Raw genomic sequence first — 23,655 nt, forward strand, 5'->3', positions numbered from 1 at the left:
CACCGCCGCCATGCCCGATACGATCATCAGCAGCGGGACCGACAGCAGGATCGACACTGCCGGCCTCGCCATCTCCTACGACGACGTGGCCGGGGCGGCGGAGCGGATCGCCGGCGTCGCCCACCGCACGCCGGTACTGACCAGCCGCACCGCCGACACGCTGACCGGCGGCGAGCTGCTGTTCAAGTGCGAGAATTTCCAGCGCACCGGCGCCTTCAAGATCCGCGGCGCCTACAACGCGGTGTCGCGCTTCACCCCGGTGCAGCGGGCGTTGGGCGCCGTCGCCTATTCGTCGGGCAATCATGCCCAGGCGCTGGCGCTGGCGTCGTCGATGCTGAAGGTGAAGTCCACCATCGTCATGCCGCAGGACGCCCCGGCGTCGAAGCTGGCCGCCACCCGCGGCTACGGCGCCGATGTGGTGCTGTACGACCGCTATGCCGAACCGCCCGACGCCGCCGTTGCCCGCGTGCTGGAGGAGCGGGGCGGCGTCCTCGTTCCGCCCTTCGACCATCCCCATGTGATGGCCGGGCAGGGCACCGTCGCCAAGGAACTGATCGAGGAGGCCGGACAGACCGGCGGGCCGCTCGACCTGCTGGTGGTGCCGACCGGCGGTGGCGGGCTGCTGTCCGGCTGCGTCATCGCCGCCAAGACGCTGAACCCCGGCTGCCGGGTCGTCGGCGTCGAGCCGGAGGCGGGCAACGACGCCCAGCAGAGCCTGCGCAGCGGGAGCATCGTCCGCATCGACGCGCCGAAGACCATCGCCGACGGCGCCCAGAGCCGCGCGGTCGGTCAGCTGACCTTCCCGGTGATCCAGCGGCTGGTCGACGACATCGTGACCGTCACCGACGACCAGCTGGTCGACGCCATGCGCTTCTTCGCCAGCAGGATGAAGATGATGGTGGAGCCGACCGGCTGCCTCGCGGCGGCGGCGGTGCTGTCCGGCAAGTTCGACGTGCGCGGCAAGCGCGTCGGCATCGTCGTCACCGGCGGCAACGTCGACCTCGCCCGCTTTGCCACGTTGGTGGCGGGCTGATGGGAATGCGCGGAATGATGTGACTCGGCGCGCAACGACCCCGCCTCCGACCTGTCCTCGCCGCGCGACCCCCTCACCCTAACCCTCTCCCCGGGGGGGAGAGGGGACTAGCGTCTTATCGATCCGATTCCCCCAAGCCGTAAGGAACGCTCCCTATGACCGGGAAAGCCATGCGCCTGCCTATCTATCAGGTCGATGCCTTCACCGACCGCGTCTTTGCCGGCAACCCGGCGGCGGTCGTGCCGCTGGAATCGTGGTTGCCCGATGCGCAGATGCTGGCCATCGCGGCGGAGAACAATCTGGCGGAAACCGCCTTCTTCATCCGCGACGGTGAAGGGTTCGAACTGCGCTGGTTCACCCCGGCCGTGGAGGTCGATCTGTGCGGCCATGCCACGCTGGCGACCGCCTTCGTCATCTCCACCATCCTGGAGCCGGGCCGCGGGCGCATGGACTTCGCCACCCGGCAGGCCGGCACGCTGACCGTCACCCGCGACGGCGACCGCTACACGCTGGACTTCCCCAACCGTCCGGCCAAGCCGGCGGAGCGGGTCGATCCCAACCTGCTGGCGGCGCTGGGCGGCCCGGCGCCGGCCGCGGTGCTGAGCGGGCGCGACTATCTGGTGGTCTACGAGTCGGCCGACGCGGTGCGGGCGCTGGCGCCGGACATGGCGCTGCTGGCGAAGCTCGATCTGTTCGCCGTCTGCGTCACGGCACCGGGGGAGGGTGGGGTCGACTTCGTCTCGCGCCTGTTCGCTCCGGCCCAGGGCATCCCGGAGGACCCGGTCACCGGCTCCACCCACTGCATGCTGACCCCCTATTGGGCGGAGCGGCTGGGCAAGACCGTGCTGCGGGCGCGGCAGGTCTCGGCCCGCGGCGGCGACCTGCTGTGCGAACTGGCCGGCGACCGGGTGCGGATCGGCGGGCAGGCGGTGCTGTATCTCGAAGGCTCGATCCTGCTGTGAGGCTGAAATGACCGTCCAGTTCGAGCGGGTGGCACCGATCCTGCCGGTCCGCGACGTGCGGGCGGCGCTCGACCATTACCGAAGCCTCGGCTTCGCGGTGACCGCCTACGATGAGGCCGCCGCGGACCCGGTCTATGGATTTTTGGATTGGAATGGGGTGGGCCTGCATCTGACGCGGGTTCCGGACCTCGATCCCGAACGCTCGGTCGTCGCCTGCTATCTCTATGTCAGCGACGCCGACGCGCTGCATGCGGCTTGGCTGGCGGCGCAGGTCGGCGGTCGGCTGACGGCGGTGTCCGACACGCCCTATGGCCTGCGCGAGTTTGCCCACATCGACCCGGACGGCAACCTGTTGCGCGTCGGGGCGGAGGCACGGAGGGATGGCGATGGCTGAGGATATGGTCCTTCTGTTCTCCTACGGCACCCTGCAGCAGGAGAACGTGCAGATGGCGTCCTTCGGCCGGCTGCTGGCCGGGCGGCCGGACGCCATGCCGGGATACCGCCGCGACATGCTGGAGATCACCGATCCGGAGGTGATCCGCACCAGCGGCAAGCGCTTCCACCCCGTGGTGAGCGAAAGCGGCGATCCGGCCGACGAGGTCGCCGGAACCCTGTTCGAGATTACCCCGGAAGAACTGGCTGCCGCCGATTCGTACGAGGTCGCGGATTACAGGCGAGTCATGGTCCGGCTGAAGTCCGGGGCGGAGGCGTGGGTCTATGTGAAGGCGTGAGGACGGCGGCCGTCACCGCTTGGCCGGCCGCTATCGCATCACCTTTTCGAAGCGGAACATCTCGCCGCCGCCGGGCAGGCCGGACGGGCCGGGCCAATGCGGGTCCGGGTGACGGGCGCCGAAGAACTCGACGATCTTGAAGCCGCACTTGTTCACGTAGAAGTGGATGTTCCGTTTCTCGAAATAGGGTGTGTGGGTTTCCCAGACCAGCGTTCCGGGATAGCGCCGCTCGATCGCCATCCAGGCTTTGAAGCCCAATCCCCGGCCATGCTGCGCCGGCGACAGGAAGAGGAGGTCCAGCGAGTTGCGCTGGGTCGCCTCGTCGATCACCACGACGGCGCCGCCGACCCTTTGGCCATCGCACAGGATGTGCAGAAGCTCGGTGCCCGGCGCGTTCATCGACTCGTCGAGTTCGCTGCCGCGTGGGATCGAATCCTCGGGAAGGCACCCGAGTTCCTCGATGACGGCGACCGCAAAGGACGCCTCCATATCGCTCTTGAAGGCCGGCAGATCGCCGGGCCCGACGGTGGCGAGGGAAACCTCGCCGTCCTGACTGGTCCTGGTCATAACGCTGTCGCGGCGGTCGGGTTTCCCCTTACGCCTCCGTCTCCATCTTCTGGTCTACCGCGGCGGCCTTGATCGCCTTCTGCAGCTTTTCGAAGGCCCGGACCTCGATCTGGCGGACGCGCTCGCGGCTGATGCCGTATTTCTGCGACAGGTCCTCCAGCGTCGTCGGCGCCTCGCGCAGGCGGCGTTCGGTCAGGATGTCGCGTTCGCGGTCGTTCAGCGCGGTCATGGCGTTCGCCAGCAGCTTGCGGCGCTTGCCCAGCTCCTCGCGGTCGGCCAGCGTGATTTCCTGGCTGGCGGTCTCGTCGACCAGGAAATCCTGCCATTCGCCCTCGCTCTCCGCCCGCAGGGGCGCGTTCAGCGAATGGTCGGGGCTGGCGAGGCGCCGGTTCATGTTGACGACGTCCTGTTCGGGAACGTCCAGCTTGGTGGCGATGGCCTGGACCTGCTCGGGCGACAGGTCGCCTTCCTCGATCGCCTGCATCTGGCCCTTCAGCCGGCGCAGGTTGAAGAACAGCTTCTTCTGGGCGGCCGTCGTGCCCATCTTCACCAGCGACCAGCTGTGCAGGATGTATTCCTGGATCGCTGCGCGAATCCACCACATGGCGTAGGTCGCCAGCCGGAAGCCGCGGTCGGGATCGAAGCGCTTCACCGCCTGCATCATGCCGACATTGCCTTCGGAGATCAGCTCCGACAAGGGCAGGCCGTAGCCGCGGTAACCCATGGCGATCTTGGCCACCAGACGCAGGTGGCTGGTGACCAGCTGATGGGCGGCGCCGGAATCCTCATGCTGCTGCCAGCTCTTGGCGAGCATGTATTCCCGCTCCGGCTCCAGCATCGGGAACTTGCGGATCTCCTGGAGATAGCGGGACAGATTGCTCTCGGACCCGATGGCCGGAAGATTGGATGCCGTCGCCATGACCAAACCCCTCTCCTGACGGCCGGTATACCCATGAGAAGGAATTCATGGGCATGCGGCCATTCTTCAGCGCGGGTTCCAAAGGCCCCTCGCAATGAGCGGGCGGCGGAACCTCGCCATTGACCGGGAGTCTATCCAAGAAAGATTTCCCGGTGTACCGTTTTAAAGCGACTCCAAGGTGACAATTAGTTCATGAATATCCGCCGGAATTGGGGAGCGGAAAGCCACGATTTCGCCACTGACCGGATGACGGAAGGTCAGCGCCGCGGCGTGCAGCGCCTGTCGCGGAAAGCCAACAAGGCTGCCCCGAACCGGTTCCGGCAGAAGCGAGGCGAATTTGCCCCCCGGCCGCCCCGACCGGCCGCGGCCATAGAGCGGGTCGCCGACCAGCGGATGGCCGATGTGGGTCAGGTGGACGCGGATCTGGTGGGTGCGCCCGGTCTCCAGCACGCATTCGACCAGCGAGGCGGCCATGCCGAAGCTCTTCACCACGCGGTACTTGGTGCCGGCCGGTTTGCCGCCGCCGGTGACCACCGCCATCTTCTTGCGGTCGGCGCTGCTGCGGCCGATGTTGCCCTCGATCCGGCCCTGCGTCGGGTTGGGCACGCCCCAGACCAGCGCCAGATAGGTGCGGCTGAGCGTGCGGTCGGAGAACTGGTCCGACAGGCCGTGATGGGCGCGGTCGTTCTTGGCGACCACCATCAGGCCGCTGGTGTCCTTGTCCAGCCGGTGGACGATGCCCGGCCGCCGCACCCCGCCGATGCCGGACAGGCTGTCGCCGCAATGGGCCAGCAGGGCGTTGACCAGCGTGCCGTCCGGATTGCCGGCGGCGGGGTGCACCACCATGCCGGCCGGCTTGTCGATCACCAGAACGTCGGCATCCTCGTACACCACGTCGAGCGGGATGTCCTGCGCCACCGGTTCGGCGGCCTCCGCCCCCGGCACATCGACCTCGAAGCGCTGGCCGGGTTTGACCCTCAGTGACGCGTCCGTTATCGTCCGGCCGTCGCCGCGCACGCAGCCCTGGTCAAGCAGGGCCTGGACGCGCGACCGCGACAGGTCCGGCAGGCCCGCCGCCAACGCCTTGTCCAGCCGCTGGCCCGCCGCCTCGTCGGGGATCGTGTAGGCGAGGGAGCGGGCAGTGGCATAGGCAGGCGAGCCGGCGTCGTCGTCCGCATCGAGGAAATCGTCGGACAGGTCTTCGGAGTTGTCGTCCGGTGTGTTGGCGGCCATCGGCTTTTTCGTATCGCGTCCTGTTTCAATCGTCCGGGAGTGGACCCCAAACCGTGCAGATCCTCAAGGCACTCGTCGTCATCATGGGCGTTCTGATCATCGCCGGCTTCACTTATCTTGGGGTGGAGCTGTACAAGCGGATGTCGGACCCCAATCGCGCCTCCCTGACCGGGCCCTCCACCACGACCACGGTGATCGACCGGCCGGCCGAGGTGACGCTGGACGTCCCGGCCGGCGCCCGCATCGGCGAGATGCTGGTGGCGGGCAACCGCGTGCTGTTCAAGGTGACCCTGCCGCAGGGTCCGGACCGCCTCTATCTGATCGACCCGCGCACCGGCGCCGTCACCGCGACGGTCACCGCCGGCAAAGCGGCCCCTTAACAGACAGGTCTTGCGATCATGCATGATTTCCGCAGCGACAACGTCGCCGGTGCCGCGCCGCAGGTGATGACGGCGCTGGCGGCGGCGTCGGCCGGCACCGCCTCCCCCTACGGCAACGATCCCTGGACCGCGCGGGTGACCGAGCGGCTGTGCGCGATCTTCGAGACGGAGGTCGCGGTCTTCCCGGTCGCCACCGGCACGGCGGCCAATTCGCTGGCGCTGTCGGCGCTGGTGCCGCCCTATGGCGCGGTGCTGTGCCATGAGGACGCGCACATCGGCACCGACGAATGCGGCGCGCCGGAATTCTTCACCGGCGGCGCCAAGCTGGTGCCGCTGGCCGGGGACCATGGCAAGCTGACGCCGGACATGGTGTCGCGCCACATCGCCAAGGCCGGCGTCGGCGTCGTCCACCGGGTGCAGCCCGCAGCCCTCAGCCTGACCCAGGCGACGGAGGCCGGCACCGTCTATACCCCGGCGGAGGTCGAGGCGCTGGTCGAGACCGCCCATTCCAACGGCATGGCCGTGCATATGGACGGCGCCCGCTTCGCCAACGCCATCGCCCGGCTGGGCTGCGCCCCGGCCGACGTGACGTGGCGCGCCGGGGTCGACGTGCTGACGCTGGGCGGCACCAAGGGCGGCTGCCTCGCCGCCGAGGCGGTGGTGTTCTTCAACCCGGCGATGGCCGAGGATTTCGGCTTCGGCCGCAAGCGCGGCGGCCATCTGGTGTCGAAGATGCGCTTCCTGTCGGCGCAGCTGGACGCCTGGCTGGAGGATGGGCTGTGGCTGCGGCTGGCCGCCCACGCCAACGCCATGGCCGACCGTCTGGCCGCCGGTCTGACCGCGCTGCCCGGCGTCGAGCTGGCCCACCCGGTGGAGGCGAACGAGCTGTTCGTCCGCCTGCCGGATGCCTATGCCGAGGCGCTGGAGGGGGCCGGTTACGGCTTCTACCGCTGGGACGACGGCACGGCGCGCTTCGTGACGGCCTTCGACACGCCGGCGGCGGCGGTGGACGGTTTGCTGGATATTTTGCGCAGACTGCAAGAAAAGGCTTGATCGGCGGGGCAGGCTTGGTTAGAAACCCGCCCACGCCGATGACGTCCCCTTCGTCTAGAGGCCTAGGACACCGCCCTCTCACGGCGGTAACAGGGGTTCGACTCCCCTAGGGGACGCCAACCTTCCAAGGTTGGGTCGCGCGGCCGGTGGCAGCCTCCACCGCCGCGAGTTGCACATCGGGACCAGACGTCCCCTTCGTCTAGAGGCCTAGGACACCGCCCTCTCACGGCGGTAACAGGGGTTCGACTCCCCTAGGGGACGCCATCCACGCGCTGGATGCGTTATTGAGCGCGAATTGAGGTTACAACGTCCCCGTCGTCTAGAGGCCTAGGACACCGCCCTTTCACGGCGGCGACACGGGTTCGACTCCCGTCGGGGACGCCACTTTCTTAAAATCTCAGCAAAGTCTTGAACATTCCTGCGCGCGAAGGCGCGAGAAAGCCTTCGCCCAAACATCATTTTTGATGTACCCCTTTCGGCAAGCCCCGCTTCTGAACCGGTCTGCCGAAACAGGATTCCCATGGATCGCAGCGAATTCGAGCGTCTTCGGGACATGCGCGGAAAGCGGATCGTCGGGGATATTCGCCTGGAGCAACGCAGCGAGATTTCCGTTTCCTGGGAGGCGCGGGACATCCTGATCACCAATGCCGAGGGTGTGGACGCGCGTTTGAACGTGCAGTTGGTCGCCGAAACGGGGGCCAAAACGTTGAATGTGAAGATTCCAGGGATCGGGCCGATCTGCAGGCTGGAGGTCGATAGCCGCCCCCACAAACCGGCAGGCAGAAGCCACAAGCACTCCCTGCATTATCCGGATTGTCCAAGACAGAACCTGAAGCATGAGGTTGTGGATCGCAGCGACCTTGATGGTCGGTCTCTCAAAGAGGTGTTTGACGCCTTTTGCCGAATGGCCCACATAGTTCATGATGGCTCGTTGATCCTGCCACCCGACTTGGCTGGAATGTGAGGAGGGTCGGGAACATGCTGGAGTTGATCGAAGTAAAAGACCATTTCCAGAACTGCCCGCTTGTCGAAGAAATCGACTTGCTTCCAAAGGGGCATGTTCGGATTTCGACAGCCTTCCGCTATCCGGACGGGTCGTCGGTGGATGTTTTCGTCGCGAATCGGCAGGACATGCTGTCCAAAGAAATGCCGATGACGCTGACTGACTTCGGCAACACTTTCCTATGGCTCGATCAGGTGGATATTCGGCCCCTGCGTTCAGCTCGGCGCAGGCGCTTGACGTTTGATATTCTGGAAACCTACGGCATAGAGCATTCGAAGGGAGTGCTTTCCTGCAACGTCACACCGCAGGAGTTGGCGATGGGCGTGATCCGGTTGGGTCAAGCCTGCATTCGCGTGGCTGATCTGATCTTTACCCATAGAGTTGCGGTTCAGGGAAGCTTCCAGGAGGAAGTGGAGAGCATAATTGAAGATATTTCTTTGGATTATGAGCAGAATGCAAAAATAACCGGTCGTGGAAACACGCTTGTCCCTGTTGATTTTCTTGTTCGCTCTTCGGGTGTGGAGACGGCGATCTTTACCCTTCCGGCGGAAAGCAGCCATGCGAGCGTCGCCAAGGCGCGTGCCGAGAATGTGTTTGCCCGCTGTTATGATCTGAGGGATTGGCAGGGGCAACGCGTGGCGGCGCTCGATGACCGGCGACTGCTTTACCGTGACGAAGATATCGGGCGCATTCGCGAAGTCGCCACGATCGTTCCGATTTCCCAACCGGAAGCGATGCGTGATCTGCTGCTGGCCGCTTGAACGATCAACAAGGCGGGTTGCGCCACCGAGGCGCGTTTAGGGAAAATCTACTCCCCCAACACCCCCGTCTGATACAGCGTCACCCGGATCCCCCCGTTCGACACCGACACGCCGCCCTCCTCGAACGGCAGCTCCGTCGCCTTCGCCAGCGCCGCCTCGTTGGTGATGATGCCCACGCGCCAGCCTGCAAACCGCGCTTTCAGCGTCTGGCCCATGGCGTGGTAGAGCGGGATCAGGGACTTGCCCTCGCCGATGCGGGCGCCGTAGGGCGGGTTGACGATGACGAGGCCGGGGGGACCCTCGGGCGGGGTCAGGTCGCTGATGGCGTGGTGGGTGAACTCGGTCCAGGCGGTAACGCCGGCACGCTCGGCGTTGGCGCGGCTCATGGCTATGGCGCCGGCGTCGCGGTCGCTGCCGTGGAAGCGAATGGCGGGCGCGGTGGACGTGCCGCCGGCGCGCAGGCTCTGCCATAGGGCGGGGTCGAAATTGGCGAGCTGTTCGAAGGCGAAATGGCGGGAACGGCCGGGCTTCAGGCCGGCGGCGATCTCGGCGGCCTCGATGACGAAGGTGCCGGAGCCGCACATCGGGTCCACCACGGGCTCGCGGCCGTCATAACCGCACTGGCGCAGGAACAGCGCGGCCAGCGTCTCGCGCATCGGCGCCTTGTTGACCGCCTCCTTGTGGCCGCGCTTGTGCAGCGACTCGCCGGAGCTGTCGACGCTGATGGTGCAGAGGTCGTCGTCGATGCGCGCCTTGATCTGGATGGCGATCTGGACGGCGCCGGTGTCCTCCGCCTCCGCCTCCATATCCTTGGCGGGCTTCTTGCCGGTCGGCTTGGGGGCGGCCTTGACGATGGGGGCGCCGAGTTCCTCGGCGATGGCGCGCTCGATGCGCTGGGCGGCGGCGCCGGCATGGTAGATGCGCGAGGCCTTGCAGGACGCCTCGACCCGCACCGGAACGTCGGCGCGCAGGATCTCGGCCCAGGGAACGCGGCGGGCGCGTTTGTCCAACTGCGCCAGATGCAGGGCGCGGAAGCTGGCGATGCGCGCCAGCACGCGGGTGGCGCCGCGCAGCTCCAGATTGGCGCGCCAGACCTCCGGCCAGCCGCCGGTGACCGTCACCCCGCCCTTCACGGCGGTGGGGTTGGCGAAGCCGCGGTCGCGCGCCTCGGCGCACAGCACGGATTCCAGGCCGGGCGCGGCCACCAGGAAAATCTCGAAGGGCTGCGCGGCGGCGGTCTTGTCTTGGTCGGTGTTCATCCCGCCTACATAGCCCGAAGGCTGGCCGTCTACGACAGGATTCTCGCAAATCCTTCGGGGCGCGGCCGACCCGGCAATTGACGGCGGGCCGCCGCCCCCTATGATCGGATTGGAACACGAACAATCAAGCCGGCTTTCGATTCCGAACACGGAATGGGCCAGTGAGCAGGGAGACCGAGCGTCATGACCGCAACCGACACCACCGCCACCATCGGCAACTGGCCCGCCGATCTGCTGGCGCAGGAGTTCCGGGACAAGCGGGTGCTGGTCACCGGCAGCAGCCGCGGCATCGGCGCCGCGGTGGCGGCGGCCTTCGCCCAGCTCGGCGCCCGCGTCGCCATCCATGGCCGCGACCGGGCGGCGGTGGAGACTGTTGCGGCCTCAATGGGCTCGGGCATGGGCAACGGCGTGGTCGGGCTGGCCGGTGATTTCGCCGACAAGGGGCAGGCCCGCGCGGTGGTGGAGCAGGCGGTGGATCGGCTTGGCGGGCTGGACGTGCTGATCAACAATGCCGGCACCATGCTGGGCCGGGTGGCGCTGGCCGACATCGACGACGACTTCCTGCAACAGCAGTTCGACCTGAACGCCGCCTCGGCGGTCGTCGCCAGCCGCGCCGCCCTGCCGGCGCTGATCGAGTCGAAGGGGGCCATCGTCAACACCGGCTCCATTTCCGGCCGCACCGGCGGCAGCGCCGGCTCGTCGCTCTACAGCGCCGCCAAGGCGTTCCAGGCCAGCCTCGCCCGCTCGCTGGCGACGGAGCTGGCGCCGCACGGCATCCGCGTCAACGCGGTGTCGCCCGGCACCATCGACACCGATTTCCACCAGCGCTACTCAAGCCCGGACAAGCTGGCGCAGACCGCGGCGCGCATCCCGCTGAAACGGCTGGGCACGGCGGAGGATTGCGTCGGCGCCTACCTGTTCCTCGCCTCCAACCGGCTGGCCGGCTACATCACCGGCCAGACGATCGAGGTGAATGGCGGTCAGTTCTATAACTAAAGGATAGTTTTTCGCAATTGCGAAGGTCAAGCTTTGGCAAAATGCAAAGCGATCTCAGTGGTCTTGGCAAATTGCGAAGGGGTAAAGGGCGCGGTCTATTGGAAAGAGGGCGATTTCGCAGGGCAGAAAAACACCGCGGACGTTAATCGTCCTTTGGCATTGTTCTTGTAGGGTACCTCGTTGACAACCGATCACACGAAAGATCGGAACCTTGCCAGTAGCGGGTCAGAGACGAGGTCCCCAGCCATGAACGCCACCCACTCAAGCCAGCAGACCGCCGCCCAGCCGACCAAAGCCGGTCCCTTCGCCAATCTGCGCACGGCGACCAAGATCTATACCGGTTTCGGCGTGACGCTCGCGCTGCTGGTCGGGCTGGGGGCGGTGTCCTGGACGGGCTTGAGATCCAGCGATGACGCGCTCCGCCGCTATGCCGGGCAATCGCACGTCGCCATGGCGGTGGCGGAGGCCGACACCCACATGGCCGACGCCCTGGGGGCGGCGGAGGAGTTCGTGTCCAGCGGCTCCACCGCGGTGGTCGATCGCTTCCGTGCCGACGTCGACAAGTTCGCGAAGAAGCTGGACGCCGCCACCGCCCGCATGACCAGCGCCACCGACCGACAGGCGGCGCAGGAGATCGCCACCCTGCAGAAGACGCTGACCGGCGGCTTCGACCAGCTGGTCGCCGCGCGGACGGAGCGTGACTCGATCGTCACGTCGGTGGTGAACAAGCTGGGCGCCGACATCCGCCGCACGCTGAGCGAGACGGTCAAGGCGGAGAAGGATCTGGGCGATCTCGACCGCACGGTGAAGGCCGCCGACGTCAGCGAGCAGTATCTGCTGGTCCGCGTGCTGGTCGCCCGCTTCGTGGCGGAGACGCAGGCCGAGGATCTGGCGCGCATCCGCAAGGATCTGGCCGATGTGATCAAGAAGGCCACGGCGCTGCGCGACGGCATGGCCGACGGGCCGGTGAAGGCCAAGCTGGCCGACGCGGTCGCCAAGCTTCCGGCCTATGGCGCCGGCATCGACCGCATCGCCACGCTGAGCGACCAGTTGAAATCGCTGAACAGCGAGACTCTGGGCAAGGCCGGCAAGGAGATCGGCGACAAGATCGGCCTGATCCGCACCCATTCCGCCGACTTCCTGTCGCAGCTGGAGACCACCGCCGCCGCCGAGGTGGCCGCGGCCGAGGGGCGCGGAACGGCGGTGACGGCGGCGGCCGTGCTGATTGGCCTGCTGCTGGCCTGGGCGATTTCGCGGGCGATCACCAAGCCGCTCGGCAACATCACGCGGGCGATGGGCCGTCTGGCCGAAGGTGACCTGGGCGTCGCCGTCACCGACGACGCGCGCCGGGACGAGATCGGCGCGCTGGCCCGCGCGCTCCAGGTCTTCAAGACCAACGCCTATGAGATGGAGCGGATGCGCAAGGTGCAGGAGGAGAGCGAGCGGCAGGCCGCCGCCCAGCGCCGCCAGACCATGATGCAGATGGCCGATACCTTCGAGAGCACGGTGAAGGGCATCGTCGACACCGTCGCCCACGCCGCCACCGGCATGCGCGACGCCGCGACCGAACTGACCGCCACCGCGCAGGAGGCGAGCGAGCGCTCGCTGCTGGTCGCGTCGGCCTCCGAACAGGCTTCGGCCAACGTGCAGACCGTCGCCACCGCGACGGAGGAGCTCTCGGCCTCCATCTCCGAGATCGGCCAGCAGGTGGAAAACTCCACCCGCATCGCCACCCAGGCGGTGGCCGACGCCGACGGCGCCGACCGCACCATGCGCGATCTGGTCTCCGCCGCCGAGCAGATCGGCGCGGTGGTGGAACTGATCAGCGGCATCGCCGCGCAGACCAACCTGCTGGCGCTGAACGCCACCATCGAGGCGGCGCGGGCCGGAGAGGCCGGCAAGGGCTTTGCCGTGGTCGCCAGCGAGGTGAAGGCGCTGGCCAGCCAGACCGCCAAGGCCACCGACGAGATCCAGTCCAAGGTGCAGGAGATTCAGCAGACCACCGGCGGCGCCCAGAAGGCGATCGGCAGCATCGGCAAGACCATCGGCCACATGAGCGAGATCACCACCGCCATCGCCGCCGCCATCGAGGAACAGGCCGCCGCCACCCGCGAGATCGCCTCCAGCGTCACCCAGGCGGCGCAGGGCACCGAGGAGGTGTCGAGCAACATCGCCGGCGTCAGCACCGCCGTCCACGAGACCGGCGACGCCGCCGGCCGCGTCCACGGCACCTCGCAGGAACTGGCGGTCGAGGCCGAACGCCTGCGCCGGGAGGTGGGGACCTTCATCGCGACGGTGCGGGCGGCGTAGGGGACTCATAACAGCCCTCTCCCGGGGCGGGAGAGGGAGGATAGGGCGCCGCGTTCAGCTACTGCTCCTCATGGTCTCCCGCACCCACGCCACCAGGGCCGGGAGCGGCATCGCGCCGGCGGTGCGGGCGATCTCCCGGCCGTGGTGGACCAGGACCAGGGACGGGATGCTGCGGATGCCGAAGCGGGCGGCGAGGTCGGGAGAGGCCTCGGTGTCGATCTTGGCGAGGCGGACCTGGGGCTCCAGCTGGGCCGCGGCCTGGGCGAAGACGGGGGCCATCATGCGGCAGGGGCCGCACCACTCGGCCCAGAAGTCGATCAGCAGCGGCAGGTCGCTCTTCTCGGCATGGGCGGCGAAACGGCGGGCGTCGAGCGCCACCGGCTTTCCGTCGAACAGGGCGTGGCCGCAACGGCCGCACTTGCCGCCGCCCAGACGGGCCGGAGGCACGCGGTTCAGCGTGTCGCAATGCGGGCAGGCGATGTGCAGGCTGTCGGCGGCCGTGGAAGAACCGGGGCCTGTGGAAGACTGACCTGAAGCTTGGGCGGTGGGCGGCATGGCGGGGCTCCTTCCCCTGGCAGCTTGTCCACCGTCGATGTATGGGGGCGGAGCCGCCCGCTCAAGATGGGCGGGCCTACTCCTGACGGCCCATCAGGCCTTCCAGCTTTGCGAAATCCACATATTGCGCCGGCCGGTCCTTCAACAGGTCCGGGGTCGCCTGGGCATTCTCCCGCGCGCATTCGGCGACGTAGCGGGCCAAGAGGTCGCGCATGACCTCGGCCAGAGGCGTCTGCCTTTGGCGGGCGTAATTCTTGGCGACATCTTTGATTCGGCGATCAACGCGCAAAGAGATCGTCGCCTTCTTTGGATGAAACGGATCTCCGATCATGACGATCCCCCACCAATCTTGCTGATCCACGTTATTTGGATATGCCGGATCGGTGGTGGATACAAGGATCCATGGGAAGGCGGGCGATAAAACTTGGGGATGATAACTTGTGAATTTGTGTGGATAAAATTTCCGCTGGTTTTCTTCTCCACAGAATCTGTGGATAGATGTGTGCGCAATCTCCGAACAGAATCATCCGCACCCTTCCCGCCGGCCCATCCCGCCTGTGGATGAGTGGGTTTGCCTATTTTTTGGGCGCCTTGGGCTCTCTCTCCGGTCCCGGCCCGCCGACCAGCCGCAGCCGGCCGGCCGGTGACAGGCCGGGCAGGATGGACAGCACGGTTTCCTCGGTCAGTTCGCCGATCTGGCGGCGCTTGGCGCGGGCGGCGGAGGTCGCGGCGCGCAGGGAGTCGAAATCCACAGGCTCGGCCTGGAGCAGGGCGCGCACCCGCTGCCCGGCCTCGCGATACTCCTGCGACAGCGCGTCGTAGCGCGGGCGCAGCGGCTCGAAGGCGGCACGCAGGACGGCGGCGTCGGCGTCGGACAGGTCGGCGGCCACATGCTCGACGAAGCGGTCGGGCATCGGCCGGTAGGGCGGGGGCGGTGGGTTGCGGATCGTCGCCACCAGCATGGCGCCGAGGAACAGGTTCAGCGCCAGCGATGCCAGCGCCAGCGTGCGCAGGCTGATCCGCTGGCGGAGCCGGGACAGGACGGATGGCTGGGGGGCGGCGAAACCGCTCATCGGGAGTCTCCGTCGAACAGGGTGACGACCTCGTCGCTCAGCAGGGCCAGTTCCTGGCTGCGTGGCGCGGTGGGGACGGGGGCGGCGAGCTGGCTGGCAAGCTGGCCGGTCAGCCAGCCGAGCATGAGAAGGGCGACGCAGAAGCCAGCCACCGTCCGCGGCGGCATCCGGCCGAGCAGCAGCACCGCGATGCTGTCCTGCGGCATGCCGCGCGCCGCCTTGCCGACGGCGGCCAGCAGGCGCTCGACGCGGGCGTCCGCCACCGGCGGGGCGGGGATGGCGAGCAGGCGGTCGAAGGACTGCGCGTCCTCCAATGCGGCGCGGAGAGCGGGCGAGCGGGCGAGCGCGGCGTCGGCCGCGGCGCGCAGCTCCGGCGGCCAGCGCTCCGGCGAGGCGCCGTAATCGTCCAGATGGCGGAGGAAGTCTTCGTCGGTCATGGTGTCCTCCCTCCTCATCGGGCGTCGGCGGCGGTGAGCGCGGCCTTCAGCGCGGCGCGGGCGCGGGCCAGCAGCGAGGCGAAGGCGCTTTCGCTCATGGTCAGGATTTCGGCGGCCTGACGCAGGCTGAGCCCCTCCTGGTGGAACAGCACGACGGCGGCGCGCTGGCGGTCGGGCAATGCTGCCAGCGCCCGGTTGACCCGCTCGGCGGTCTGGCGCTCGGCGATTTGGGCCAGCGCGTCGGGAGACTCGTCGGGCGGATCGCCGGCCTCCTCCAGCGGCGACCAGCCGGGGCGGCGGCCACGGTCGATGGCGAGGTTCATGACGATGCGGTAGAGCCAAGTGGTGAAGGCGGCCCGCGCCCCGTCCCAGCGGCCGGCATGCTGCCAGACCCGCAGGAACGCCTCCTGGGCGATTTCGTCGGCGTCGGACGGGTTGCCGGTCATCCGCTGGGCCAGCGCCACGGCGCGGCGCATGTGGCGGGCGGCCAGCCGGTCGAAGGCGGCGTCGTCGCCGCCGGCCACGCGCTCCATCAACCCGTCGTCCGTGTCGCTGGCCTCGATCACCGGGGCTCCGCTCATGCCGTGGGCGGGAACTATGCCCAAGAGGGGGAAGGGGCGCCAGGGGGATGGGGATTTCTCCCACCCCGGCGGGATCCCCTTCTCCCCCCTGGGGAGAAGGTCGGGATGAGGGGGTTCGGCGCAGCCGAAGAGATCCATGAAGCGGTTCCCCCTCACCCTGACCCTCTCCCCGGGGGGGAGAGGGGATCTCGCGGGGGTGATGGTAATCCTGAGGACTGTAGAAAGCGCACCCATCCGCCGCCCCCCTATTCCGCCGGGGCGGCGATGGCGGCGCGCCTGCTGTGCCGCAGGGCCAGCCGCTCCAACGTCAGATAGACCACCGGCGTGGTGTAGAGCGTCAGCATCTGGCTGACCAGAAGCCCGCCGATGATGGCGATGCCGAGCGGGCGGCGGATCTCGCCGCCGGTGCCGTAATCGAAGGCGAGCGGAACGGCGCCCAGCAGCGCCGCCATCGTCGTCATCATGATCGGGCGGAAGCGGACCAGTCCGGCCTCGCGGATCGCCTCCAGGGGCGACAGGCCGCGTTCCCGCTCCGCCTCCAGGGCGAAGTCGATCAACATGATGGCGTTCTTCTTGACGATGCCGATCAGCAGGATGATGCCGATCAAGGCCACGATCGACAGGTCGTAGCCGGTCAGGATCAGTGCGATCAGCGCCCCCAGACCCGCCGACGGCAGGGTCGACAGGATGGTCAGCGGGTGGATCAGGCTTTCGTACAGAACGCCCAGCACGATGTAGATGGTGATGAGCGCCGCCAGGATCAGCAAGGGCTGGCTGGACGAGGATTGCTGGAAGGCGCGGGCGTCGCCCTGGAAACCGGCGCGGATGCTGGCGGGCATGCCGATGTCCTCGGCGGCGCGCTGGATCACCTCGGTCGCCTGGGACAGCGAGACGCCGGGGGCGAGGTCGAAGGTCAGGTTGGCGACCGGGAAGCCGCTCTGGTGCTGGATGCTGGACGCCTGGTTGCCGATGACGACGCGCGACACCGCCGACAGCGGCACCATGCCGTCGCGGCCGGTCACATAAATGCGCTTCAGGTCGTCGGGGCCGAGCGCCTCGGACGGATCGACTTCCAGCACCACCTTGTGCTGGTTCTGCGCCAGATACATGGTCGAGACCTGCCGCTGGCCGAAGGCGTCGTAGAGCGTCGCCTCCAGGCTGCTGAGCGACACGCCGAGGCGGGCGGCGGCGTCGCGGTCCACGATGACGTTGGCCTGGATGCCGCCGTTCTGGCGGTCGTTGGCGACGTCGACCAACTCCGGCAGGGTGCGCATCTTCTCCACCAGCCTGGGCGCCCATTCGTTCAGCGCGCCGATGTCGGAATCCTGCAGGCTGTAGCGGTACTGGCTGCGGCCCTGGAAACCGCCGACGCGGATGTCCTGCACCGGCATCAGGTAGAGCTGCACCCCCGGCACCTTGCCGGCGCGCTGGCGCAGCCGCTGGGTGACGGTGGCGAGATCCTCGCGCTCCGCCTTCGGTTTCAGGGCGATGTAGATCTGGCCGGAATAGCTGCCGCCGGGACCGCCGCCGCCGATGGTGCCGCCGACGCTGGCCACCGCCGGGTCGCCGGAAACGGCGTCCTGCAAGGCGCGCTGGCGCGTCACCATCGCCTTGAAGGAGATGTCGGGCGGCGGGTCGCTGAAGCCCATCAGCAGGCCGGTGTCCTGCTGCGGCACGAAGCCCTTCGGCACCTGCCCGTAGAGCCAGACGCTGACGCCGATGATGGCGACCGTCGCCGCCAGCATGGTGCGGCGGTGGGCCAGCACCCAGTCCAGCCCGCCGGCATAGAGGCCGAACAGGCGGTCGCCGATCCAGCCGAGCGCACGGGCGAGGCGTCCCGGTGGCTTGCGCTCCGCCTCCGGGGTCAGCAGGTGGGCGCACATCATCGGGGTCAGGGTCAGCGACACCACCGCCGAGACGGCGATGGCGACCGACAGCACCACGGCGAACTCGCGGAACAGCCGGCCCTGGATGCCGCCCATGAACAGGATCGGGATGAAGACGGCGACCAGCGACAGGCTGATGGAAACCACGGTGAAGGCGACCTGCCGGGCGCCCTTCACCGCCGCTTCGAACGGCTTGGCGCCCTTTTCGATGTGGCGGACGATGTTCTCGATGACGACGATGGCGTCGTCCACCACGAAACCGACCGAGATGGTCAGCGCCATCAGCGAGAAATTGTCCAGGCTGTAGCCGACGATCCACATGACGCCGAAGGTGCCGGCCAGCGACAGCGGCACCGAGGCCGCCGGGATGACGGTCGCCCACAGCCGGCGCAGGAACAGCGCCATCACCATCACCACCAGCGCCACGGTGACCGCCAGCGTCTTCTGCACGTCGTCGATGGAGGCGCGGATGGTCGGCGTGCGGTCGGTGCGCACCGACAGGCTCACCGCCGGCGGCATCCAGCCGCGCAGGGTCGGCAGCTCCGCCCGGATGCGGTCCACCGTCTCCACCACGTTGGAGCCCGGCTGTTTCTGGATGTTGATGAGGACGGCGCGCTGGCCGTCCTGCCAGGCGGCGGTGCGGCTGTTCTCCGGCGCCTCGATCACCTCGGCGACGTCGCCGAGCCGGATGGTGGCGCCGTTCTTCTCGGTCACGATCAGCCGGCGGTAGGCATCGGCGCCGAACAGCTGGTCGCTGGCGCCGATCGACCAGGATTCATGGGTGCCGTCGAAGCTGCCCTTCGGGCCATTGGCATTCGCCTGGGAGATGACGCTGCGGATCGCTTCCAGGCTGACGCCCATGTTGGCGGCTGCGGCGGCATTGACGCGGACGCGCACAGCCGTCTTCTCGGCGCCATTGATGGAGACCTGGGCCACCCCCTCGATCTGGCTCAGGCGCTGGCCGATGATGCTGTCGGCGAGATTGTAGAGGTCGGCCGGGGCGAGCGTGGTGGAGGTCATGGCCAGCGTCATCACCGGCGCGTCGGCCGGGTTGATGCGCCGCATCTTGGGCGGGCTGGGCAGGTCGGCCGGCAGGTCGCCGCCGGCGGCATTGATGGCGGCCTGCACGTCGCGCGAGGCCGATTCCACGTCGCGGTTCAGCTCGAACTGCACGACGACGGTGGTGCTGCCGAGCTTGCTGTTGGAGGTCATCTCCGACACCCCGGCGATGCGGGCGAGGCGGCGTTCCAAGGGGGTGGCGACGGAGGCCGCCATGGTCTCCGGGCTGGCGCCGGGCAGGGAGGCGGTGACGATGATGGTGGGGAACTCCACCTGCGGCAGCGGCGCCACCGGCAGGAAGCGGTAGGCCACCATGCCGAGGATCATCAGCCCGACCATCAGCAGCGACGTGCCGACCGGCCGCCGGATGAAGGGAGCGGAGAGCGAGGCGCCGGAGGGGAGGAGATTTGCGGGAAGCATGGCCGGCTACTCCGCCGCCGCCCGGCCGGCGGAGCGGTCGTTGCCGGGTTCTGCAACGTCCTTGCGGCGCCATGGCCGCAGCCAGCGGCCCAGCCGGTCGCCGAGACGGTCCATGTAGAGATAGACCACCGGCGTGGTGTAGAGCGTCAGCACCTGACTGACCAGCAGCCCGCCGACGATGGCGATGCCCATCGGTTTGCGCAGTTCCGATCCGGTGCCGTTCTCCAGCGCCAGCGGCAGGGCGCCCAGCAGCGCCGCCATGGTGGTCATCATGATCGGGCGGAAGCGCAGGAGCGACGCCTCGTAGATCGAGCGTTCCGGCGCCATGCCCTGGTGACGTTCGGCCTCCAGCGCGAAGTCGATCATCATGATGGCGTTCTTCTTGACGATGCCGATCAGCAGGACGATGCCGACCAGCGCGATCAGCGACAAATCGTGGCCGGTCGCCATCAGCGCCAGCAGCGCGCCGATGCCGGCGGACGGCAGGGTCGACAGGATGGTGATCGGGTGGATCGTGCTCTCGTACAGCACGCCCAGCACGATATAGACCGCGACCACCGCCGCCAGGATCAGCCAGGGCTGGGTGTCGAGCGAGGACCGGAACTCGGCCGCCGTGCCGGCGAAGCGGGCGGTGGCGGTGTCGGGCATGCCGATGCCGGCGCGCGCCTCCTGGATCGCCGCCACCGCCGCCCCCAGCGAGACGCCGGGAGCGACGTTGAAGGACAGGGTGACGGATGGGAACTGGCCCTGGTGGGTGATGACCAGCGGGGCGGTCCTGCGCTCCACCGACACGATGGCGCCCAAGGGCACGACGGTGCCGCCGCTGGCCTTCACATAGATCTTGGACAGGGACGCCGGGTCCATCTGGAAGGACGGCTCCACCTCCAGGATCACGCGGTACTGGTTGGTCTGGGTGTAGATGGTCGAGACCTGCCGCTGGCCGAAGGCGTCGTAGAGCGTGTCGTCGATGGCCTGGGGCAGCACATGAAGGCGGCTGGCGGCGTCGCGGTCGATGGTGAGATAGACCTGCAGGCCGTCGGGCTGCTGGTCGCTCGCCACGTCGGTCAGTTCGGGCCGGGCGCGGAGCGCGTCCAGCAGGCGCGGAGTCCAGTTCTCAAGCTCGCGCGGGTCGGCGTCCTGCAGGACATACTTATACTGGGTGCGGCTGACGCGGCTGTCGATCTGCACGTCCTGCACCGCCTGCATGAACAGCGAGACGCCCTTCAGGTCGGAAGTCGCGGCGCGCAGGCGGGCGATGATCTCCTCCGCCGAGGAACCGCGCTGGTCGCGCGGCTTCAGCGCGATGGTCAGGTTGCCGGTGTTGGTGGTGGCGTTGACCGTGCCGGTGCCGACGAAGCTCGCCACCCCGGCCACGTCGGGATCGCGGCGCACGATGTCGGCGACCTCGCGCTGGCGCTCCGCCATCGCCTTGACCGAGATGGAGGGCGCGGCGTCGGTCACGCCGATGATGACGCCGGTGTCCTGCTGCGGCAGGAAGCCCTTCGGCACCGCGTCGTAGAGGTAGAGCGTCGCGGCCAGCGTCGCGATGGTGAACAGCAGCGTCGCCGGCTGGTGGCGCAGCACGACGCGCAGCGAGGCGGCGTAGCCGTTCAGCAGGGCGTCGAAGCCGCGTTCGGTCCAGCGGAACAGCCGGTTGGGCTTGCTCTCCGCCTCCGCTTTCAACAGGCGGGCGCACATCATCGGTGTCAGCGTCAGCGAGATCACCGCCGACACCAGCACGGCGATGGACAGCGTGATGGCGAATTCGCGGAACAGCCGGCCGACCACCCCGCCCATGAACAGGAGCGGGATGAACACCGCGATCAGCGACAGGGTCAGCGAGACCACGGTGAAGCCGATCTGGCGGGCGCCCTTCAGCGCGGCCTGCATCGGCTTTTCGCCCTTCTCGATGTGGCGGACGATGTTCTCGATCATCACGATGGCGTCGTCGACGACGAAGCCGGACGCGATGGTCAGCGCCATCAGCGACAGGTTGTCCAGGCTGAAGCCGCACAGCGCCATGATGCCGAAGGTGCCGATCAGCGACAGCGGCAATGCGGCGGCCGGGATCACCGTCGCCCACGCCTTGCGCAGGAACAGGAAGATCACCATCACCACCAGCCCGGCGGTCAGCACCAGCGTCTTCTGCACGTCCACCACCGAGGCGCGGATGGTCTCCGTCCGGTCGGTCAGCACCGCCATGTGGATCTGCGGCGGCAGGCTGGCCTGGAGCGCGGGCAGCAGTTTGCGGATGCGGTCCACCGTGTCGATGATGTTGGCGCCGGGCTGGCGCAGCACGTTCAGCAGGACCGCCGGCTTGCCGTCATGCCACGCCGCCAGCCGGGTGTTCTCCACCGAATCGACCACGGTGCCGATGTCGGACAGCCGCACCGGGCCGCCGTTCTTGTAGGCGACGATGATCGGGCGGTAGGCGGCGGCGTTCCCGATCTGGTCGTTGACGCCGATCGACCAGGATTGGCGCGGGCCGTCGAAGCTGCCCTTGGGCGCATTGACGTTGGCCTGGGTGATGGTGGTCCGCACATCCTCCAGCGTCAGGCCGAGACCGGCGACGGCGGCGGGGTTGACCTGAACGCGGACGGCGGGACGCAGGCCCCCCTCGATGCCGACATAGCCGACGCCGTCGACCTGGGACAGCTTCTGCGCCAGCAGGGTGTCGGCGGCGTCGCTGACGGTTTCCAGCCGCAAGGACTCGGAACTCAGCGCCAGCACCATGATCGGCGTGTCGGCGGGATTGACCTTGTCGTAGACCGGCGGGTTGGGAAGCCCCTTGGGCAGCGTGCCCGACGCGGCGCTGATCGCCGACTGCACGTCCTGCGAGGCGGCGTCGATGTCGCGGGTCAGGTCGAATTGCAGGGTGATGACCGACAGCCCGAAGGAACTGGTCGACACCATGGAGGAGATGCCGGCGATCTGGCCGAGCTGGCGTTCCAGCGGGGCGGTGACCGACGACGCCATCACCTCCGGCGCCGCGCCCGGCAGCTGGGTGGTGACGCGCACCGTCGGGAAATCGACCGTCGGCAGCGAGGAGATCGGCAGCGTGCTGTAGCCCAGCAGGCCCAGCAGCACCACCGCCAGCATCAGCAGGCCGGTGGCGACCGGCCGCAGGATGAAGGGGGCGGAGATGTTCATGAGGGCTGGCGTCCCTCACGCTGCTGCCGGTTATGCCGCCGTTCCTCCTGCGGCGCCGGGGTGGTGGCCGATGCGGGTGTCTGTGGCGCCGCTGTCTGTGGAGTTGACGAGGCGATGGGTTCGACGATGCGCACCTTGGAGCCGGGTTGCAGGCGGTATTGGCCATCGACCACCACCCGCTCGCCGGGAGTAAGGCCCTCGTCGATGATCGCCTTGTTCTCCTCCTGGCGGGCGACCTTGATCGGGCGCTGTTCCACCGTCAGGTCGTCCTTGATGACATAGGCGTAGGTGCCCTGGGGGCCGCGCTGCACCACGGTCGCCGGCACGGTGGTGGCGCCGCGGCGGACGGTGGAGAGCAGGCGGACATTGACGAACTGGCCCGGCCATAGCTTCTGCGGGTCGTTGGGCATCTGCGCCTTCAGGCGGATGGTGCCGGTGCCGGTGTCGATCAGGTTGTCCACCACCGCCAGGGACCCGGTGTCGAGCACGCGCCGGCCCTCGCGGTCCTGCGCCTCGACCGTCACCGGCCCTTGCGCCTGGGCGGCGAGAACCGCCTGCAACTGCTTTTCCGGCAGGGTGAAGATGACGGCGATGGGCTGGATTTGCGTGATGGTGGCGATGCCGTTCTGGTCGCTGGCCCGTACGACGTTGCCCTGGTCGACGTTGCGCAGGCCGATGCGGCCGCTGATCGGCGCGGTGATAGTGGTGTAGTTCAGCTGGACCTGCACCGCCTCGATCGCCGCCTCGTCGGCGCGGATCTGCGCCTCGTACTGGGCGACCAGCGCGCGCTGGGTGTCCACCGTCTGGCGCGAGGCGAATTCCTTCAGGTTCATGTTGCGGTCGAGATCGCGGCGGGCGTTGGCGAGCTGCGCCTCGTCCTGCGCCTTCTTCGCCTGGGCTTGCGCGAGCTGGGCCTGGAGCGGGCGGGAATCGATGGTCGCCAGCAGGTCGCCGGCCTTGACCAGCTGGCCTTCCTGAAGCGAGACGCGCTGAAGCTCGCCATCGACGCGGGCGCGCACGGTGACGGTGTTGAAGGCCTGGACCGTGCCGATGCCGTCGAACCAGATCGGCACGTCCTCCTTCGCCACGGTGCCGGCCTGCACCGCGACCACGCTGTTGCGCGCGCCGCCAGGGCCGGGGCGGGGGCCGCCGGGCTGCGCCGTCGCCGCCGGGGGTGCCAGCTTTTGCTGAACCGCATAGCCGACGCCGCCAACCAGACCGGCGAGAACCACACCGGTGACCACCGGCTTCCAACGAATCGTCATGACCTGTTCCGACGCTTGCCCC

Annotated in this window: 22 protein-coding genes and 3 tRNA genes; 13 read left to right on the forward strand and 12 right to left on the reverse strand. The window is 68.2% G+C overall.

The window, feature by feature from the left end; genetic code table 11:
- The first annotated feature begins 10 nt into the window (after nucleotides 1-10).
- The 4 genes from PWS46_RS25645 to PWS46_RS25660 all read left to right on the forward strand — a co-directional run bounded on the left by PWS46_RS25645 (nucleotide 11) and on the right by PWS46_RS25660 (nucleotide 2,726).
- The gene (locus PWS46_RS25645; RefSeq protein ID WP_434623738.1) at nucleotides 11-1,033 is read left to right on the forward strand and encodes a threo-3-hydroxy-L-aspartate ammonia-lyase; all 1,023 of its coding nucleotides are present in this window, start codon (nucleotides 11-13) and stop codon (nucleotides 1,031-1,033) included.
- A gap of 155 nt (nucleotides 1,034-1,188) precedes the next feature.
- The gene (locus PWS46_RS25650; protein WP_434623740.1) at nucleotides 1,189-1,995 is read left to right on the forward strand and encodes a PhzF family phenazine biosynthesis protein; all 807 of its coding nucleotides are present in this window, start codon (nucleotides 1,189-1,191) and stop codon (nucleotides 1,993-1,995) included.
- A 7-nt stretch (nucleotides 1,996-2,002) separates the two neighbouring features.
- Nucleotides 2,003-2,389: a bleomycin resistance protein gene (locus PWS46_RS25655; protein ID WP_434623742.1), complete on the forward strand. Its 387-nt coding sequence runs from the start codon at nucleotides 2,003-2,005 to the stop codon at nucleotides 2,387-2,389.
- On the forward strand, nucleotides 2,382-2,726 hold the full coding sequence (locus tag PWS46_RS25660; protein ID WP_434623744.1) for a gamma-glutamylcyclotransferase family protein: 345 nt from the start codon (nucleotides 2,382-2,384) through the stop codon (nucleotides 2,724-2,726). The genes PWS46_RS25655 and PWS46_RS25660 overlap by 8 nt, the downstream gene beginning before the upstream one ends.
- 30 nt (nucleotides 2,727-2,756) lie before the next feature.
- Here PWS46_RS25660 and PWS46_RS25665 read toward each other — a convergent pair whose 3' ends face one another.
- The 3 genes from PWS46_RS25665 to PWS46_RS25675 all read right to left on the reverse strand — a co-directional run bounded on the left by PWS46_RS25665 (nucleotide 2,757) and on the right by PWS46_RS25675 (nucleotide 5,445).
- Nucleotides 2,757-3,293 (reverse strand): GNAT family N-acetyltransferase, encoded by a 537-nt coding sequence (locus PWS46_RS25665; protein WP_434623745.1) that lies wholly within the window; start codon nucleotides 3,291-3,293, stop codon nucleotides 2,757-2,759.
- Nucleotides 3,294-3,321: 28 nt separating this feature from the next.
- Nucleotides 3,322-4,212, reverse strand: coding sequence for an RNA polymerase sigma factor RpoH (gene rpoH / locus PWS46_RS25670; protein ID WP_295835467.1), 891 nt, complete (start codon nucleotides 4,210-4,212; stop codon nucleotides 3,322-3,324).
- 162 nt (nucleotides 4,213-4,374) lie between these two features.
- On the reverse strand, nucleotides 4,375-5,445 hold the full coding sequence (locus PWS46_RS25675; RefSeq protein WP_434623748.1) for an RluA family pseudouridine synthase: 1,071 nt from the start codon (nucleotides 5,443-5,445) through the stop codon (nucleotides 4,375-4,377).
- Between the two features lie 53 nt (nucleotides 5,446-5,498).
- Here PWS46_RS25675 and PWS46_RS25680 point away from each other — a divergent pair, with 53 nt between their 5' ends.
- The 7 genes from PWS46_RS25680 (at nucleotide 5,499) to PWS46_RS25710 (ending at nucleotide 8,642) form a co-directional block, all read left to right on the forward strand.
- Complete coding sequence (locus PWS46_RS25680; RefSeq protein WP_109074432.1) at nucleotides 5,499-5,825, forward strand: hypothetical protein; 327 nt, start codon at nucleotides 5,499-5,501, stop codon at nucleotides 5,823-5,825.
- An 18-nt stretch (nucleotides 5,826-5,843) separates the two neighbouring features.
- The gene (locus PWS46_RS25685; RefSeq protein WP_434623750.1) at nucleotides 5,844-6,878 is read left to right on the forward strand and encodes a threonine aldolase family protein; all 1,035 of its coding nucleotides are present in this window, start codon (nucleotides 5,844-5,846) and stop codon (nucleotides 6,876-6,878) included.
- Nucleotides 6,879-6,921: 43 nt separating this feature from the next.
- Nucleotides 6,922-6,997, forward strand: a tRNA-Glu gene (locus PWS46_RS25690).
- A 69-nt stretch (nucleotides 6,998-7,066) separates the two neighbouring features.
- Nucleotides 7,067-7,142 (forward strand) — tRNA-Glu (locus PWS46_RS25695).
- A gap of 44 nt (nucleotides 7,143-7,186) precedes the next feature.
- Nucleotides 7,187-7,262, forward strand: a tRNA-Glu gene (locus PWS46_RS25700).
- A 136-nt stretch (nucleotides 7,263-7,398) separates the two neighbouring features.
- Nucleotides 7,399-7,842, forward strand: a complete 444-nt coding sequence (locus PWS46_RS25705; protein WP_434623752.1) for a hypothetical protein — start codon at nucleotides 7,399-7,401, stop codon at nucleotides 7,840-7,842.
- Nucleotides 7,843-7,856: 14 nt separating this feature from the next.
- Complete coding sequence (locus PWS46_RS25710; RefSeq protein ID WP_434623754.1) at nucleotides 7,857-8,642, forward strand: DUF1828 domain-containing protein; 786 nt, start codon at nucleotides 7,857-7,859, stop codon at nucleotides 8,640-8,642.
- Nucleotides 8,643-8,689: 47 nt separating this feature from the next.
- On the opposite strand, the gene PWS46_RS25715 is transcribed toward PWS46_RS25710, so the two are convergent.
- The gene (locus PWS46_RS25715; protein ID WP_434623756.1) at nucleotides 8,690-9,901 is read right to left on the reverse strand and encodes a THUMP domain-containing class I SAM-dependent RNA methyltransferase; all 1,212 of its coding nucleotides are present in this window, start codon (nucleotides 9,899-9,901) and stop codon (nucleotides 8,690-8,692) included.
- Nucleotides 9,902-10,084: 183 nt separating this feature from the next.
- On the opposite strand from PWS46_RS25715, the gene PWS46_RS25720 reads away from it, so the two are divergent.
- Together PWS46_RS25720 and PWS46_RS25725 are read left to right on the forward strand one after the other, a co-directional pair.
- On the forward strand, nucleotides 10,085-10,897 hold the full coding sequence (locus PWS46_RS25720; protein WP_434623758.1) for an SDR family NAD(P)-dependent oxidoreductase: 813 nt from the start codon (nucleotides 10,085-10,087) through the stop codon (nucleotides 10,895-10,897).
- Between the two features lie 246 nt (nucleotides 10,898-11,143).
- Nucleotides 11,144-13,207, forward strand: a complete 2,064-nt coding sequence (locus PWS46_RS25725) for a methyl-accepting chemotaxis protein (protein ID WP_434623759.1) — start codon at nucleotides 11,144-11,146, stop codon at nucleotides 13,205-13,207.
- 54 nt (nucleotides 13,208-13,261) lie between these two features.
- On the opposite strand, the gene trxC is transcribed toward PWS46_RS25725, so the two are convergent.
- From trxC to PWS46_RS25765, 8 genes are all read right to left on the reverse strand, one after another.
- Nucleotides 13,262-13,762, reverse strand: coding sequence for a thioredoxin TrxC (gene trxC, locus PWS46_RS25730; protein ID WP_434623761.1), 501 nt, complete (start codon nucleotides 13,760-13,762; stop codon nucleotides 13,262-13,264).
- Between the two features lie 76 nt (nucleotides 13,763-13,838).
- Nucleotides 13,839-14,093, reverse strand: coding sequence for a hypothetical protein (locus PWS46_RS25735; RefSeq protein WP_246457282.1), 255 nt, complete (start codon nucleotides 14,091-14,093; stop codon nucleotides 13,839-13,841).
- Between the two features lie 244 nt (nucleotides 14,094-14,337).
- Nucleotides 14,338-14,835 carry a periplasmic heavy metal sensor gene (locus PWS46_RS25740; protein ID WP_434623763.1) on the reverse strand — a complete coding sequence of 166 codons (498 nt, stop codon included), beginning with the start codon at nucleotides 14,833-14,835 and terminating at the stop codon, nucleotides 14,338-14,340.
- Nucleotides 14,832-15,272 (reverse strand): hypothetical protein, encoded by a 441-nt coding sequence (locus tag PWS46_RS25745; RefSeq protein WP_434623765.1) that lies wholly within the window; start codon nucleotides 15,270-15,272, stop codon nucleotides 14,832-14,834. The genes PWS46_RS25740 and PWS46_RS25745 overlap by 4 nt, the downstream gene beginning before the upstream one ends.
- A 14-nt stretch (nucleotides 15,273-15,286) precedes the next feature.
- Nucleotides 15,287-15,853, reverse strand: a complete 567-nt coding sequence (locus PWS46_RS25750; RefSeq protein WP_434623767.1) for an RNA polymerase sigma factor — start codon at nucleotides 15,851-15,853, stop codon at nucleotides 15,287-15,289.
- A 245-nt stretch (nucleotides 15,854-16,098) separates the two neighbouring features.
- Nucleotides 16,099-19,218 (reverse strand): efflux RND transporter permease subunit, encoded by a 3,120-nt coding sequence (locus PWS46_RS25755; RefSeq protein WP_434623769.1) that lies wholly within the window; start codon nucleotides 19,216-19,218, stop codon nucleotides 16,099-16,101.
- Between the two features lie 6 nt (nucleotides 19,219-19,224).
- Nucleotides 19,225-22,368: a multidrug efflux RND transporter permease subunit gene (locus PWS46_RS25760; RefSeq protein WP_434623771.1), complete on the reverse strand. Its 3,144-nt coding sequence runs from the start codon at nucleotides 22,366-22,368 to the stop codon at nucleotides 19,225-19,227.
- Nucleotides 22,365-23,633 carry an efflux RND transporter periplasmic adaptor subunit gene (locus PWS46_RS25765; protein ID WP_434623773.1) on the reverse strand — a complete coding sequence of 423 codons (1,269 nt, stop codon included), beginning with the start codon at nucleotides 23,631-23,633 and terminating at the stop codon, nucleotides 22,365-22,367. The genes PWS46_RS25760 and PWS46_RS25765 overlap by 4 nt, the downstream gene beginning before the upstream one ends.
- Nucleotides 23,634-23,655 lie beyond the last annotated feature (22 nt).

The sequence above is a fragment of the Azospirillum sp. B2RO_4 genome (assembly GCF_051124815.1).
In the GTDB taxonomy this organism is placed as follows: domain Bacteria; phylum Pseudomonadota; class Alphaproteobacteria; order Azospirillales; family Azospirillaceae; genus Azospirillum.